At 58.8% G+C, this 13,162-nt stretch carries 17 protein-coding genes; 6 read left to right on the forward strand and 11 right to left on the reverse strand.

Annotation, left to right across the window (positions count from 1 at the left end):
* Nucleotides 1–50 precede the first annotated feature (50 nt).
* The gene (locus ACT4ML_RS15790; RefSeq protein WP_444721722.1) at nt 51–824 is read right to left on the reverse strand and encodes a helix-turn-helix transcriptional regulator; all 774 of its coding nucleotides are present in this window, start codon (nt 822–824) and stop codon (nt 51–53) included.
* 587 nt (nt 825–1,411) lie between these two features.
* Here ACT4ML_RS15790 and ACT4ML_RS15795 point away from each other — a divergent pair.
* The 5 genes from ACT4ML_RS15795 (at nt 1,412) to ACT4ML_RS15815 (ending at nt 5,540) form a co-directional block, all read left to right on the forward strand.
* Nucleotides 1,412–1,978, forward strand: coding sequence for a hypothetical protein (locus tag ACT4ML_RS15795; protein WP_444721723.1), 567 nt, complete (start codon nt 1,412–1,414; stop codon nt 1,976–1,978).
* Between the two features lie 266 nt (nt 1,979–2,244).
* The gene (locus tag ACT4ML_RS15800) at nt 2,245–2,640 is read left to right on the forward strand and encodes a hypothetical protein (protein ID WP_444721724.1); all 396 of its coding nucleotides are present in this window, start codon (nt 2,245–2,247) and stop codon (nt 2,638–2,640) included.
* Nucleotides 2,630–2,836 carry a helix-turn-helix transcriptional regulator gene (locus ACT4ML_RS15805; protein WP_444721725.1) on the forward strand — a complete coding sequence of 69 codons (207 nt, stop codon included), beginning with the start codon at nt 2,630–2,632 and terminating at the stop codon, nt 2,834–2,836. The genes ACT4ML_RS15800 and ACT4ML_RS15805 overlap by 11 nt, the downstream gene beginning before the upstream one ends.
* Nucleotides 2,837–3,051: 215 nt before the next feature.
* Entirely contained in the window at nt 3,052–4,008 is a 957-nt protein-coding gene (locus tag ACT4ML_RS15810; RefSeq protein WP_444721726.1) for a hypothetical protein, read from the forward strand.
* Nucleotides 4,009–4,367: 359 nt separating this feature from the next.
* Nucleotides 4,368–5,540: a tyrosine-type recombinase/integrase gene (locus ACT4ML_RS15815; RefSeq protein ID WP_444721727.1), complete on the forward strand. Its 1,173-nt coding sequence runs from the start codon at nt 4,368–4,370 to the stop codon at nt 5,538–5,540.
* Between the two features lie 72 nt (nt 5,541–5,612).
* On the opposite strand, the gene ACT4ML_RS15820 is transcribed toward ACT4ML_RS15815, so the two are convergent.
* The gene (locus ACT4ML_RS15820; RefSeq protein WP_444721728.1) at nt 5,613–5,855 is read right to left on the reverse strand and encodes a hypothetical protein; all 243 of its coding nucleotides are present in this window, start codon (nt 5,853–5,855) and stop codon (nt 5,613–5,615) included.
* Between the two features lie 115 nt (nt 5,856–5,970).
* Here ACT4ML_RS15820 and ACT4ML_RS15825 point away from each other — a divergent pair, with 115 nt between their 5' ends.
* The gene (locus ACT4ML_RS15825) at nt 5,971–6,126 is read left to right on the forward strand and encodes a hypothetical protein (protein WP_444721729.1); all 156 of its coding nucleotides are present in this window, start codon (nt 5,971–5,973) and stop codon (nt 6,124–6,126) included.
* A 281-nt stretch (nt 6,127–6,407) separates the two neighbouring features.
* Here ACT4ML_RS15825 and ACT4ML_RS15830 read toward each other — a convergent pair whose 3' ends face one another.
* The 9 genes from ACT4ML_RS15830 to ACT4ML_RS15870 all read right to left on the reverse strand — a co-directional run bounded on the left by ACT4ML_RS15830 (nt 6,408) and on the right by ACT4ML_RS15870 (nt 13,072).
* A complete protein-coding gene (locus ACT4ML_RS15830; RefSeq protein ID WP_444721730.1) occupies nt 6,408–6,959 on the reverse strand; it encodes a hypothetical protein in 552 nt (183 codons plus the stop codon).
* 151 nt (nt 6,960–7,110) lie between these two features.
* Nucleotides 7,111–7,875: an urease accessory protein UreF gene (locus tag ACT4ML_RS15835; RefSeq protein WP_444721731.1), complete on the reverse strand. Its 765-nt coding sequence runs from the start codon at nt 7,873–7,875 to the stop codon at nt 7,111–7,113.
* Entirely contained in the window at nt 7,865–8,452 is a 588-nt protein-coding gene (gene ureE, locus ACT4ML_RS15840) for an urease accessory protein UreE (RefSeq protein WP_444721732.1), read from the reverse strand. Before ureE ends, ACT4ML_RS15835 begins: the two co-directional genes overlap by 11 nt.
* Nucleotides 8,452–9,441: an urease accessory protein UreD gene (locus tag ACT4ML_RS15845; protein ID WP_444721733.1), complete on the reverse strand. Its 990-nt coding sequence runs from the start codon at nt 9,439–9,441 to the stop codon at nt 8,452–8,454. Before ACT4ML_RS15845 ends, ureE begins: the two co-directional genes overlap by 1 nt.
* Nucleotides 9,438–10,058 (reverse strand): urease accessory protein UreG, encoded by a 621-nt coding sequence (gene ureG / locus ACT4ML_RS15850; protein WP_138247231.1) that lies wholly within the window; start codon nt 10,056–10,058, stop codon nt 9,438–9,440. Before ureG ends, ACT4ML_RS15845 begins: the two co-directional genes overlap by 4 nt.
* Nucleotides 10,058–10,501, reverse strand: coding sequence for an urease subunit gamma (locus ACT4ML_RS15855; RefSeq protein ID WP_394349676.1), 444 nt, complete (start codon nt 10,499–10,501; stop codon nt 10,058–10,060). Before ACT4ML_RS15855 ends, ureG begins: the two co-directional genes overlap by 1 nt.
* Nucleotides 10,502–10,618: 117 nt before the next feature.
* Nucleotides 10,619–12,325: an urease subunit alpha gene (ureC, locus tag ACT4ML_RS15860; RefSeq protein ID WP_444721734.1), complete on the reverse strand. Its 1,707-nt coding sequence runs from the start codon at nt 12,323–12,325 to the stop codon at nt 10,619–10,621.
* Complete coding sequence (locus ACT4ML_RS15865) at nt 12,322–12,708, reverse strand: urease subunit beta (protein ID WP_444721735.1); 387 nt, start codon at nt 12,706–12,708, stop codon at nt 12,322–12,324. The genes ureC and ACT4ML_RS15865 overlap by 4 nt, the downstream gene beginning before the upstream one ends.
* 205 nt (nt 12,709–12,913) lie before the next feature.
* On the reverse strand, nt 12,914–13,072 hold the full coding sequence (locus tag ACT4ML_RS15870) for a hypothetical protein (RefSeq protein WP_175416534.1): 159 nt from the start codon (nt 13,070–13,072) through the stop codon (nt 12,914–12,916).
* Nucleotides 13,073–13,162: the final 90 nt, after the last annotated feature.

Raw genomic sequence — 13,162 nt, forward strand, 5'->3', positions numbered from 1 at the left:
TAGCATCAGGTTGTGAATTATACTTCTGTATCGAAGAACAGTGGAGGCATTTACAGATTGTCTATCTTTGAGGAAGATTCGAGGTATTTTTCGTATGTTTCACGAGCCCATTGAACGGCTGCTTCCTTATCGTTTATTATTACGCCTTGAACACCTCCCTGGTTATAGACAGTCGTTCCGGCATGTTCTCCTTCAGGAGTTTCCATTATCCACACTGCACAAGGGAGTGATCTTCCAGTAGTGTATATGTCGACATTATCATCTGCAACGAAATTTTCAAAGCTCTCTCCTCGCACCTCGTGAAGCGACTCGAGAACTTTCTCCTCAACGATGATCTCAACTTCAAGATCATTCTCTTGAATTTCCTTTTCTAGCAAATCTGGATACGAAGGAAGGGAAAGAGGAGCTAAGCCTGTTAATTTTGTTGCTGACTTCAGCAGTTCGTTGGCTTCTCTCAAAGCAGTTTCTGGCACCTGCGGGTCAGCAAGATGCTTAGAAGCCCCCTTAATGAAGTCACGCTCGATGGACATATCACCAGATATGCTATTTATTATCTGGTGAATGTCTGATAGGTTGTCAGTGGTGTCCACATAGTTTTCGTATGTTTCAAGAGACAACTTTCCAGTTGAGGTAAGATGATACTCCCCACCTTGGAGCCCAACACATCTCAAGTCCTGTAGGTTTTTGATTGCTCTATCTATCGTAGAACGAGATGCACTCACTTCTTCTGTGAGATCAGATTTCGTTTGTGGGTTATTGAGTAGAGCGCGAAGAATTTCGGTACGCTTCCTGAGTGTATCCCGTAGTTTTTCTCCATCATCCATATTATGTGATTAGGAGGACACCACAGTAATGTTTTTGTCAAAATACTATTTATTATACACTGGAATTAGATTTGAGAATAGTATGGTGTAGATCATTGGGAGATAAATGGAGATGAGCAATCGGCCAGGAGTTGAGTCGCCAGATCACTATCTGATTATCTTTTCAAAAGCTGGGAGAACAATAGGGATAGGTCTAATAATCTTACCGAAAAAACCATAAGTGTTCAATAGAATGCCAAAGGTAGATGAGAGAAAAGATAACTGAGGAATTACGGCAACCAGAGTATACGGGAGAGAACCGGTGTGAAGCATGTACGGTGGTGAATGTCGCGATCGCAGGTGTACTTGGAGCAATTATTAGCCGGAAATCGAAATTCATGGGAGTAGTGTCGGTTGGCGTTTCTCTAGTGTTGATTTATCTTCGGGGGTACCTCACTCCCGGAACACCGACTCTGACCAAACGGTATATGCCAGCGTCTGTTCTCCAACTGTTCGGGAAAGAGCCAGAACCGGAAATTCGGAATGGCTTGGCTACGACTAATACTTCTAGTTCAAACACTAGTGGTACTGACACAGCTACAGCACAGATGTCTAATGAGGAGGCTCAAAACGAGTCTGAAGGAGAAAATGAAGGGGCCGTCACCCTATCACCAGAAGAGTATTTCCTCTCCGTAGGGGTTGTCGAAGAATGTGATGAGAAGGATGATCTGTGCATAGAGACGTCCTTCGAATCAGAGTGGGTTGAAGAAATGACCGACCTCAATGACGGCGATCTCTCAGCAGAAGATGCTGCTGCAGCATTAGGTCTGGACTTAGAAAATCATGAGTTCACGATTCGAGAGGATGATCAAGCTCGCCAGCTGAAGCGGGACCAACAGATTATCGGTCAGTGGCCATCGGAAGCTGCCCTGATTGCCGACGTCGCTGCTTCTCGAGTACTTGAGTCGTGGGATACGAAATGGAGCGAGTACGAACCTGCTGAAAAGGGAGAACTCCTTAACGGGCTGCGATTATTCCTCGATACCTGCCCGACGAGTGATGGAGAGATCGTGTTCAGCGAGGAAACAGTCGAATCATGCTGTAGTAGTCACGAAGTGATCGCAGCAGTGTGTGAAGATACGGATGAGCGTATTTTCGAACACCAGATGCCGTGATCTGTCCTGTTCCCAGGCCCTCTTAACGAATTGAGGAACAGACATCTTGGAATTTTTCTACTAATATATTGGTGGGATAAACTGGAGCACTCTCAAACCGTAGATTAGTCAGTTTAGTTTAGAAACCCTTATGTGGTGTGTGGGTGAGCATACAATATGGAAGGTAAAACAGACATGATGGTAGAAATACCAGACACGATGGTAGCAGAACCAGACATTGGTTGGAGTAGTAATGGAGAGACAACTAATCACGGAGGGTTCAACGCATGAGCCAAGCAAATTCAAATCTGGCGCAGCAGAAAAGAGCAGGTTATCTCCTCCTAGGAGGCGCACTGGTAACGCTTGTTGGGGGGATAGCGGTGTTTTTCTACTATGATGCTCCTCCGATGAGTTATGCAGGTATTCTCGTGCCTGTAGTGATCCTATCGGCGTTCGGATTTAGATCGATAACAGCTACTCGCAACGAGAAGGCATTAGGTGATGAGAGGACTCGGGGTCTGATTGGAAGAGTCAGCATCAACGCATTTTGGTGGCTAATGGCGATCATCCTGATCAATGGTTTCTGGAATGTAGTCCCCAGGGAAAGCGCAGAGTTCCTGTATCTGGGTAGTGGATTAGGCATATTCGCCATTTACTATGTGTACTACCGCTATGTCCGATAAAACGATAGATAATGAATTGAAGGTCTATCGAGCTAAGCGCGATATCACGCAGGAGGAGCTCGCAAAAGAGATCGGCGTTACACGACAAACGATAAACGCTATCGAGGGAAACCGATACAACCCCTCTCTGGAAATAGCATTCGAGCTGGCAGAATATTTCAACTGCTCGATAGAGGATATTTTCACCTACGAATAGTAGATCTACCTTTCCTGTTTTTGAGGAGAAGTTGAGCATTCTAGTCGAGAGTGTAGCAACACCCCCATCAGTTGAAAGGATAGATCAGCGTCAGGGGTTTTGCTCAATTGCTACTGGATAGGCCAAAAACTGAAGAATAGTCCAAGAACTAGTAATAGAGTATAAATTCATCGGGAGAAGAAATAAATATCTTGGTGATATTCAATCTAAGTGCAATGCGCGAAAATACTGATTCCGAAGACGACTCGAATAAAGTCAACAGACGGAATGTTCTTCGAACGCTCGGTGCAGGCGGTGTCGCAACGGTCGCTGGTATTGGACAAGTCTCAGCGTTGTCTGGAGAAGATGATGTGCTGGAGAAGGACATGGTGAAGGCTCTCCTAGCTGAGCTCAACGATCCCGAAGTCAGTGAGGTCACCATCGATGGGCAGGACCTCACAGAAGATGTCTCGATGGAGAGAGCTGAAATCGAGACGAAGTTCGGGACCATCGTGTACGCGGAAATCGACGAGCCCGATGCTGGACCTGAAGCCTACTTCCAAGTCGACAAACTCACTGGAGAACTGGAGGAGGAGGTCCCGGAAAAATACCGTGGACTGCCGGGCAATACTGATCTCTTCCTCGTCTACGAAGACGGGGACGTCGTGGCACGACGAACTGCGACAAACCCCGAACGGAAGCGGATCGCGGAGGCTGTCGGATTCACGGATGAAGAAGAAGAGGAGATGCCTATTATCTACGACGCGGAGACTGGTGTCTTCGAGACCGGCAAGCTGGAGGAAAACGAAGAGGAAGACGAAGAGACAGGCAAACAGTACCGAATCGAACTCGAAGAAGCGTTCGAAGTGAACGAGCACCAGGAGACGCACAAGACCCTCCGAGAAGAGAAATACACGATCGAAGTCCTCGAACTCGAGGATGAATCAGACGATGGGGGATTCTCGATCATGCAGTCGGGCTGGCAGGGCAGCGACTGTTGGGGTCTGAACTTCGGTGCGCCCTGTTCCCAGTGCGTTTTCGGTAGTGGTGTCTGTGGTGGCTGTGCAGCTGTCTGTGGTGCCACTGGAGGGCTCGGCTGTATTCCATGTATCGCTGGCTGTGCTGGAACTGGGGGCTCCTGCGGCTGCTGTCTCAGCTGTAACAGCAATACCCACAATCCAGTGTGTTACTAACGGTCGCCCTAGCAGTAGTTCTGAATTTAGCTGCTATATTTTAGGCATCCGGTGTACGACTTCAATGTCGTGAAATAAAGCCCACAAATTCGAAAACTACTGCTAAAGACCTGATTAGCTCGACATCGGCGATAAGTGTTATTTAGTTGGTGGTTTGTAGAAATCCAAACGCGGAATCTGTGGTGAGTTGTGTCGCCAATTTAATATAGCGCTATTTGATTTATGAATGGGGGATATGCTAATTTCTCTGTCTTTGACGGCCCGAAACACCTGTTCTCCCATACACCAATCCACTGTGTCAAAGATGAATTTGACACAGTAGATTTACTAGGGTCGATACTGTACCAACATCCGAACCGATGGATTCCAGCGAAACCCGGGTTTCTGACCGCTCGAGAGGAGGGGACAACCCGGTCAGAGATGCAACGCAGTCGTACCTGAAAACGCTCGGCGACGGCTCACGGACGGCCGTCGAACATGTCCTCGATGAGTTCATCCGCGAATGCGAACTCGAGCGGTTCGACGATATCGATCGCGATCTCTGCCGTGTCTATGGCGAGTATCTGACCGCCGAAACCAATCGCACCGACCGCGACCTCTCGGGACGGACGGCTCACACCTACTACGACTACGTGCGGGCGTTCCTCTCTTTTTGTGTCGGCGAAGGGCTGTTAGATACGAATCCGGCTCACCAGAACGATATCGAGAAATTCCTGCCGGGAATCGACACCCAGCCCGACCGCCAGTTCTGGTCGGTTGACCAACGAGAGACACTACTTCGGCACTTCGACCGCCAGGTCGACAGCGCCCTCGAGCCGCCACTTGCCCCGTACGAGATCCGTCTCGAGCGGTACCGGCTTCGGGCACTGATCGCCGTTCTCGGACTGACGGGCGTCCGCGGTGGGGAAGTGTTCTCGAAACCGCGTGACGAACGCCGCAACGGGATCACGTGGACCGATGTCGATATCGAGGGGAATACGCTCACCGTCCGCGGGAAGGTCAAACGAACTGATCGCAATCCCTTCGAAGACGTGCAGCTCCCTGATCGGGCGGCGTCGAAACTCGCAAAGTACTACGAGGTCGCCGACCCACCGACCGACGAGTGGCCGGTCTTTCCCACGAATCACTACCCCTCGAAACGGAAAGCGCTTGAACGAGAGTTCTCCGAGACCCGCGTCGATACGATGCTCGAGCGAAACGCAATCGACGAACTGCTACGCGAGCACGAGGTTCCGCCGCCCGCGATCTCAACGAACGGCACGCGGTCGGTCCTGAAACGGATCTCGGAGTCGCTGGCACCGCTGTATGAGTGTATCGAGTACGATCCTGATGCGAACGTCTATCTGAAACCCCACGGCGCGAGACGTGGACTCGGGCACGAACTGGTCCGCAAAGGTCACACGACAGTTGCACAGAAATCGTTGCGCCACGGCTCGCCGGATGTGACCGAACAGTCCTACCAGAACGTGAAGGCCAGCGAAACGGCGAAAGACGTCACTGATATCCTCGAGCAAAGGAGTGACGAACGATGACCTTCAGACGCGAAGAAGAGGACATGCACCCGACATTCGAACAGGTTATGCGTGAGCGGTTAGACGAGCGGGCTACAACGCGATGCCCGACCGAGTACGGTCAGCGACCAGTTCGAACCGACGGACGACGAGGGAACCTTCGATTTCGACGCCGAGGACCCGCGAATCGTCTTCGGTGACGGCCGAAAGAACGGTTCCGGACGCGTCTCGGTCCAGTACGGCCTCGAGATGCTGGCCGACCGATGGGAACAACTCGCCGATCGGGACCAGTGGAACGGTTATCTCTTTCCGAGCACGGCCGCTGAGAGTGGGCATCGCGCTCCGAATACGATCACGTCCCGGTTCAAGGCACTCGCAGGGCGGGCCGGTGTGACTGAGACGGCGACGCCGCATACGGCTGCGATTCTGGTACCGAACGTACGACGACGCCGTGAAACGGCTCGCGGACCGGATCGACGTGATCGCCGATGAACAGGACAGTGACGATTCCTGCGTCGTCACCAACTATCTGGGCGAGGAAGAAACTCGAAAACGGCGGCGGGAGTTCATGCGCGAACAGTTGGCAACGGCATTCGAGGGCGAGTGACTCACCGCTCTTTTCACTACGTTGTGTTGCTGTTTTCCCGATTATCGACCGTTAACGGCTGGGACGCTCTCGAACCGCTCGAGGATATTCGAGTCTAAAGCGGATACACCTGCAGGCCATGGTAAACTCTATGATGCTACATGGAATATCAGGATGAAGCAACCGCCGACTCAAGAGGTATTCGATCCGTCTCGTTCCCCATCTTTCACAGAATCAGCTGCTCGCGGTCCGAACAGAACGATCGAACGTCGGATTCCCGTTTCTCAGTGCTCGTGAGCGTCCTACTCTTCGTGGCCGTCGTCGCTGTGGCCGTGCGTCGAATGGCGTTCCGTCGCGTCCGGCGACAGCTCCTCGCCGTCTTCCGAGAGCAGTTCCGCCTCGAACTCATCGGGGACGTGTGCGGTGAAGATCGAGTAGTATCCGCCGGATTCGACCTCGAGTTCGATCGTCGTTTCGCTCGAATCCGCGAAACCGACGCGGTACAACGTGTCTGACGACGGCTGTACGGTCTCGCCGTCGGTGACGCTGACGTCTGCGTCGCCGCGTTCGAAGAGATCCGTTGACGTCTCCCCGGCGTGGTAGAGACCGTGATCGCCGCCCTCTTCCGCCGAAACAAACGCGAACTGCATATCGGGGTCGGGACCCTCTTGATAGGTGTACGCGTACGTCCCCGAATCGAGATCGTACAGTCCGCCCCATTCCCACGGCGGGTCCTCGTGTTCGTGCTCGTGATCGTCGCTCCCGGTGAGATCGCTCAGACAGCCGCTGCCGAGTACTGCTGTCGCTCCGATCGCACCGAGTCCGAACCGTCGTCTCGTTAGTGGCGTGGTCATTACTGCTCCTCTCTCGCTGCGATCTGAATAGGATTGCTATTCGAGCAGTATCTCCGTACATGGCGCAGCCGCGGTTGATAGCACGACACTCGTCGATCGCCGGAGACCGAGCGGGACCGCTCGTGGGAGAGCCGATCGAGAATCGTCTCGATCAGCTCATAAACAGCCGTCTGCCGGCGTGTTCGTGGCGCATCCCCATGATCTCGGCCAGCGGCGCGAACGAGGCCATCGCCGCGATGTCGTCGTCGACGTGGCGCTCGCAGATCGCCCTGATCTCCGGTTCCAGCGCCTCGAGCACCGACTGGATCTCGGTGTGGCCGAACCGGCCGAGTCGCTGTGCGGCCCCGAGCAGTCCCGTCACGAACGAGTGTGCGTGTGCGAGACAGGACTCGAGTCGCGAGAGTCCCCGCGCCGCGGTGACGACACCGAAGACGACCGGATAGTGGCCCGGCGTCGCATCGGCCTCGATCGCGGCGGCGAAGTCGGCCACGATGTCGCCCCCGTCAGTCGCCGACGCAGAGGCTTCGTCCTGCATTTGACGGCTCCCGTTCGCGTTCGAAACCGTCGTCCCCGGGTCCGAATCCAGCAGTTCACAGAGCTTCGCACCCGCTTTCGTCGAACTCTCGCGGAACTCCCGAGGCATCGTTACCGCGTGCAGCCGTTCGTCGACGGCCAGCAACCGCTCGAGATCGACGGCGGCGCTCGCGGCGTGTGCGTTCGACAGCGCCACGGTCTCGCACGGGCCGACCACGCGCTGCAGGTAGGCCGCGATCAGTTTCCGAAGGTCGTCGCCGTCCTCGATCCGGTCTTCGTTGAGGTACTGCTCGAGCCCGTAGGAGGCGGTGTAGCCGCCAACCGGGAGAAACGAGTCCGAGAGTCGAAGCGCCGTCAGAAACGCGCTCGGATCAGTAGTCATGGCTGTGCTCGTGGCCTGTACCGTGGCTGTGGTCGTGGTCCGCACCGTGGGTGTGGCCAGGCTCACCGCCCGACCTGTCCCCTCCGTTGTCGAGATCCGTCACGAACAGGTCGGCCTCGACGGTCGTCTCCCGAAGTTCGGTGTCGGGGACGACATCCTCGACGACGCGCTCGACGATGTGCCGGTCGGCCTCGAGCGGGACGTAGACGGTCCCGTCCTCGACGGCGAGGTCCCAGTGCTGGTTCCCGACACGGTGTCCGAGTTCGACCGCCGCCGCGAGCGCCTCGTCCGTCGCCTCGGGCAGCGAGATCGAGATCGCGTCCAGCGGTTCGAACGCGACGACGATCATCCGATCGTCATCGACGAGCAGGACGTCGCCGGCCGACACCGCGGGCTTGTCGACGACGACGCCGACGTCCGTCCCCGCGTCGGTCGTCGCCCGGAACCGCGATCGGCGGCGGTTCTCGGCGTCGATAACGACGCGCTCTACGGCGTCGCGGTCCGCGTACTCTGTGCGCAGCGCTGCGAGGTCGTCGTCGGCGTGGACGTTCCCGACGATGCCGTCGATTCGTTCCATCAGTATCGCCGGTCGGCGGGTATGCCGACCCCCAGTGTCGCCAGTCTCGTTTCGTCCCACGCTCCGCGGAGCGCCTCGGTCACGTTGGCTTGCCGGTGGCCGAGGAGCCGGACGATCACCCCGGCGTCGTACGGCAGCCTCGAGACGCCGACGTGGACGCCGTCGCGGTCCGCGACCCGGTTGTGAACGGCCTCAGTCAGCGCCTCGAGATCCGGATTCCGGTCCGTCCCGTCGGCCGCGGCTGTATCGTCGTCGCCGTCTTCCCGCCCGTCACTCGGCGCGAAGACGTACAGCGTCCCGACGACGCCGTACTCGCCGACGCTGGCCGGGTCCCGCGGATCGCGCTCGTCGGGGCGCAGATCGACGGCGTCGGCACAGACTAATTGCCCGTCGTACTCGGCCTCGACGCGCGCGTGGTAGTGGTCGAACCCGAACGGCTCGTGGTCGGTCAACCCGTCCGGGACGAGCACGTCGGCGACGACCACGACCGCGTCGGCCGCGAGGTCGACGGCTACCGTCTGGAGACAGCGTGCATTTTCGTTGACGATCGTCGGTCCCGGCACGTACTCGAGGTAGCTCCCCGACTCGGCTCGAAGCGACGTCTCGAGGTGGGCGTAGTTGGCGGCCATGCTGTGGACCTTCGTCGCGCTCTGGGTGGTGGCGTGCGCGCGGGCACCGAGCTTGGTCTCGATAGCCATCCAGTGGCGGTCGCCCTGTGCGACGCCGCCGGTCGGCTCCTGTGCGACCAGCGTCGCGAGCCCGGGCGCCGGATCGGTGTCGAGAGTTCCAGTCAGGTGGTAGGGTACCTTCACGCGGTCCCGGACCATGCGGGTCGGCCCGTCGCCGCTGCGGGCGAAGGTCGCCTCGAGCAGCCCGTTCTTCCCGGGACCGCCGGCGGGGGCCTGCGCGAGCGATTCGTCGGCGTAGGCCTCGAAGGCGGGCGGCAGCCGCGCCGGATCCGCGCTGGGGCTCGAGCGGCCGGCGCTCACGCGAACAACACCTCCCGCTCGACGTGCTCGAGGACGCTATCGACCCCCTCGCCGTCCTTGCAGTTGGTGAAGACGAAGGGGTCGTCACCCCGGACTGCGGCGGCGTCTTCTTCGATCACGGTCAGATCGGCGTCGACGTGGGGTGCGAGGTCGGTCTTGTTGACGACCAGTAGATCGGCTTGGGTGACGCCGGGGCCGCGCTTGCGCGGAATGTCCTCGCCCTCGGCGACCGAGATGACGAACAGGAAGTAGTCCGCGAGTTCGGGATTGAACGTCGCGGCGAGGTTGTCGCCGCCGCTCTCGATCAGCACCACGTCCAGTTCGGGGTGGCGCTCGGTGAACTCGTCGATGGCCGCGAGGTTCATCGACGGGTCCTCGCGGATACCCGTGTGGGGACAGGCCCCGGTTTCGACGCCTTCGACCAGATCCGCCGGGAGCAGGTCGGCGAAGGACTCGCGGAAGACGTCGGCGTCCTCTTGGGTCATGATGTCGTTGGCGATGACGCCGACCTCGTAGTCGCGCTCGACGAGTTCGGGGACGAGCCGACGGACCAGCGCCGTCTTGCCCGAGCCGACGGGACCGCCGAGGCCGACCTTCGCAACGTCGCGGTACCCCATCAGTCTCCCTCCATCGGCTGCGATCCGTCGTCGATTTCGCGCGCGTCGCTCTCGGCGGCCGCGTCCGTCTCGCTCTCCGTCCCGAGTTCCTCGTCGGGATCCGGATCGACGGTCTCGAGTTGCTCGTGGCTGTCGGCCCGGATCGGATCGTGGACGGTGACGAGCTTGGTGCCGTCGGGGAAGACGGGTTCGATCTGGATCATGTCGACCATCTCGGGAACGCCGTCCATGACGTCCTCGCGGGTCAGCAGCTGGGTCGCCTCCGAGCGGATCTGCGAGACGGACTTGCCCTCGCGGGCGGCCTCGCAGGCCCAGTCGGAGATGTACGCGACCGTCTCGGGATGGTTGAGCTTCACGCCCCGTTCCTTCCGTCGTCGCGCGAGTTCGGCGGCCATGAAGACCGTCAACCGCTCCATTTCCTTCGGCGAGAGGTTCATTCCCATCGGCGCACCTCCGTCGACCCGTTCGGCCGGCCGCGCCGGCTCGAGTCGGCTGTTCGCGTCGTCGGTACTACCGCACTCGCTGTCGTGGATGTCCGTGTGGATCTGTCGATCATGAGTTCAGAGCAGGTATCGCTGGGCGAGGGGCACTTCGTTGGCCGGGTCGCAGGTGACGTGTTCGCCGTCGACCTCGACCTCGAACGTCTGGGCGTCGATCTCGATATCGTTCGGACAGTGGTCGTTGTGGTGCATGTCCGATTTCCGGACCGCTCGCGTGCCGCTGACGGGACGGACCGGCGTTTTCAGGTCGTAGGCCTCGCCGACATCGTTCTCGTCGGCCGCCTCGCTGACGAACGATACCGAGAGGCCCTGTTTCGCCCGGCCCTGCGCCCCGGCGCGTTCGCGGCCGATAACGGGCTCGCAGGTCATCAGCGAGCCGTTCGCCTCCCCCATCTGGGACCAGACCGGGAAGCCACCCTTGACGACCGCCTTCGGCTTGACGCCGAAGAACTCCGGCTTCCACAGCGCGATGTCCGCCAGCTTGCCCGGCTCGAGCGAGCCGACGTAGTCGTCGATCCCCGCGGTGATCGCGGGATTGATCGTGTACTTCGCGACGTAGCGTTTGATTCGGGCGTTGTCGGCCTCGGTTCCCTCGTCTGCCTCGAGGGGACCCCGCTGGGCCTTCATCTTGTGGGCGGTCTGCCACGTGCGGCTGACGACTTCCGCCATTCGCCCCATCGCCTGGGAGTCGGAGGTCATCATCGAGATCGCGCCGGTATCGTGGAGCACGTCCTCCGCGCCGATCGTCTCCGCGCGGATGCGAGACTCGGCGAAGGCGACGTCCTCGGGGACGTCCGGATTGAGGTGGTGACAGACCATCACCATGTCGAGATGTTCGTCGAACGTGTTCTCGGTGTAGGGCATCGACGGGTTCGTCGACGACGGCAGCATGTGCTCGTGGCCGATCAGTTCGAGCACGTCGGGCGCGTGGCCGCCGCCGGCACCCTCGATGTGGAACGTGTGGATCGCGCGGCCGTCGATGGCGTCGAAGGTGTCCTCGACGAAGCCCGACTCGTTTAACGTGTCCGTGTGGATACAGACCTGGATGTCTTCCTCCTCGGCCAGTTCGAGACAGGTGTCGATCGCGGCGGGGGTCGAGCCCCAGTCCTCGTGGAGTTTGAGGCCGGCGACGCCGGCTTCGACCTGCTCGCGGAGCGCGTCGGGCTCGCTGCTGTTTCCTTTCCCGTAGAAGCCGACGTTGACCGGCCAGTCTTCGGCGGCCTGCAGGAACCGTTTGACGTTCTCCGGACCGGGCGTACAGGTCGTCGCGCCGCCGCCGAAGCCGCCGCCGAGCATCGTCGTCACGCCCGATCCGAGCGCGTGTTCGACCAGTTGCGGGCTGTTGAAGTGGACGTGGATGTCGAGCGCGCCGGGCGTCGCGATCAGCCCGTCGGCGGGAATCGTGTCCGTGCTCGCCCCGATCACCATGTCGACGCCGTCCATCGTATCGGGATTGCCCGCCTTGCCGACACCGACGATTTTCCCGTTTCGAACGCCGATATCGCCCTTCCGAACGCCCAACACCGGGTCGATGATCACGACGTTCGTGAAGGCCCAGTCGAGCGCCCCGTCGGCTTGGGTCGTCCCCGACTGCATTCCCATCCCGTCGCGCATCGTCTTCCCGCCGCCGAAGACGGCTTCCTCGCCGGGGACGGCGTGATCCCGTTCGATCTTCGCCAGCAGGTTCGTATCACCGAGCCGGAGCCGATCGCCTTCGGTCGGCCCGAACAGTTCCGTGTACTCTCTCCGCGGGAGGTCGCGGCTCATTCTGCTCCCTCCGAAATGTAGCCCTGTTCTCGAGCGCGCTCCAGTGCCGCCGCTTTCGCACCTTCGTCGTCGAGGGGGCCGTCGACTAAGCCGCCCATGCCGCGGACGATCCGATCGCCGCCGATATCGACGAGATCGACATCGCGTTCACATCCCGGTTCGAACCTGACAGCCGTCCCCGCTGGAATGTCCAGTCGCATTCCGTAGGCGGCCTCCCGATCGAACTCGAGCCCGGGGTTGACCTCGAGGAAGTGGAAGTGCGAGCCGACTTGGACGGGTCGATCGCCGGTGTTCTCGACTGTCACCGTCTCGGTCGGTCGGCCCTCGTTTATCGTCACCGGCTCGTCGGACGGGAGCAGTTCGCCCGGGACGAACTCGCTCATCGCTCGATCACTCCGGCCCTCGCAATGGGACGTACGATAACACGAAACGTCATTACGTCCCGGACAAGACGGACGGAGTACGTAAATACACACGCGGACAACAATATTTGCGAAATCCGGGACGACGCCGATAACCGATCCACTGTCTACAGATGTCGCTCCCGCAGCCCCTTCGAGACGTCCTCGCGGTGCGCTCACGACGGCCTCAGTCGTTCGAAACAGCCCGTTGCGGGCGGACCCAACTGCGCAGTCGATCCGAGAACGACCCGAGGCCGAGTCCCGCGATGAACGAGAGGATGCTTGGAACGAGTACCCAGAGGAGGTCGGGATGCTGTGCGCCGGTGTGCAGCGGAATATCGAGCATACACACATCTAGTGTGGGATACCGGTAGTGAGTATCCTGATAACGGCCAAATTTACCGGACCGACCGTTCTCCCATTCCTTATACGACTT

This window comes from Natrinema sp. LN54 (assembly GCF_052439245.1).
Lineage (GTDB): Archaea > Halobacteriota > Halobacteria > Halobacteriales > Natrialbaceae > Natrinema > Natrinema versiforme_A.